Raw genomic sequence first — 1,671 nt, 5'->3', positions numbered from 1 at the left:
CCGCCGATCCTGCCCACATCGTTAAACGTGTTGTGGACAAGGCCGGCGGTCTTGAGTTTTTTTTCACGCTGTCCGGGGCAATCTGCTCCGACACAGCATGAATGATTGAGTATAGACGCCTACCGATTATTCGGCAGCTTGTGGCATTTTACCTTTCTGCGCTGCTCGTTCTGTCAGACGCTTCTCAAAATTGGCATTAAACTGTTTTTTCTGTTCCGGGGTCAGAATGTTGTAAATTTTGTTCTGCGTTTCCATATGCGCCAGCATGTTAGCTTTGCGCTGCTCTTCCATCTTCGCAATCTGCGCTTCAGCTTTCGCTTTATCGAAGCTATCGCTGGCGATGATATCGTGCATTGCACGGCGTTCTTCCAGCGGAGGACGTTTCATCTGATCGCGCTGACCTTTCATGATGTCGCGGATCTGCTGTTTCTGTGCATCGGTCAGGTTCAGGTCTTTAAACATCATGTCGTGATGCGGGGCGAATTTACCGTTGTGGTGCATCATCGGTTTGGCATCTGCCGGAGCTGCTGTGGTAGCGTCAGCGGCATGAGCCAGGTTTGCAGCGCCCAGCGCCAGGGTAGAGGCAACAAACAGAGCAGTCAATTTACGCATAATTTCTATCCTTCCTTTCAGTTATTCTTACGACATTCATACGAAGCTTATGCAATGTGATGTCGTGTTGACGGGATTAACTTTACCGACTTAAGCGTCAATTAATCAGAGCAACGGTAAAACAATGAAAGTGTAAAAAACAAACTTTCATCAATTATGAAGAAAAAAAGAATAAATTGCGGAGAGTTGAAATAAAAAATCACAACACGATGATTTTGAAAGAATTATGAAGAACTATACCTGAAACCTGGTTATTAAGAAAGCAGCTTACCAGGAATAATCCGTAATAAATACAAACAGCACGCAATAATAAGCCCTCAGAGATTAACCCGAGGGCGGATATATCTTTTACAACCTTTCCAGCATCAGTCCCGCGCGTAAACCACAGGCCACATTTGGATTAGGAAAGAGAACATATTCAACGTTATGGGTGACGATAAAACGTTCATCACCATCCTGCGCCAGCACGGTTCCCTCTTTAAACGCGGTAAAGTTCAGCGTCTGGTTGTCCATGTAGAGAATGAAATCATCGCTGCGCCGCGTGATTTGCGACACTACGCGGTAGCGCAGCGGAGATGTTTCTCCCGTAGGGATTCGCTCGCCTTGCAGCAGTTTCGCCAGCGCATCCGCCGTCTGCGCAAACTGGGACAGATCGTTTTGTCCAAACGGCAGCGCTTTACCCAGTTCCAGCGTACAAGCCAGCGCGCCAAAATGTTCAGCGCTAAAATGGGTGAACGTACCGCCAGGCGTCTGATGGAACACCAGCGCCTCAAGTCCTGCACCTCCCAGCCATCCCAGAAAATCTTCGTCCCAGGCAACATTACGTTGTGGCAGCACGCCAAAACGCAGATGCTGTGAGCCGCGAATCGCGGTATGCAGATCCAGATGCCAGCGTACTGACTCTTGCGCCCGCGCGTAAAAAACGTCCAGACACAGTTCAAGCTCGCGGGCACGCCGTGTTTCACCGCTCTCATCGAAGAGCTGCCAGCGGCCACCAAACATACGGTTCAGATCGCTATGACAGTAGCGTTTGCCCGCAGCTAACGCCTGCGGATTGCC

General features: G+C 49.4%; 2 protein-coding genes. Both read right to left on the bottom strand.

The features are described 5' to 3' along the window. Nucleotides 1-126 precede the first annotated feature (126 nt). Complete coding sequence (spy, locus tag FDX03_RS17555) at nt 127-612, bottom strand: ATP-independent periplasmic protein-refolding chaperone Spy (RefSeq protein WP_048211888.1); 486 nt, start codon at nt 610-612, stop codon at nt 127-129. Between the two features lie 348 nt (nt 613-960). Then, the coding region (gene astE / locus FDX03_RS17550; protein WP_249357097.1) for a succinylglutamate desuccinylase at nt 961-1,671 on the bottom strand (711 nt) is incomplete at its 5' end.

It is taken from the genome of Citrobacter sp. wls827 (assembly GCF_005280875.1).
In the GTDB taxonomy this organism is placed as follows: Bacteria; Pseudomonadota; Gammaproteobacteria; order Enterobacterales; family Enterobacteriaceae; genus Citrobacter; species Citrobacter youngae.
Note: the sequence above shows the minus strand (reverse complement) of the source record. Positions and strands in the feature narration are given on the sequence as shown.

Bases quoted from the DNA above. Each gene is read 5' to 3' on its own strand.
- spy (WP_048211888.1), bottom strand. From the start codon at position 612: ATGCGTAAATTGACTGCTCTGTTTGTTGCCTCTACCCTGGCGCTGGGC.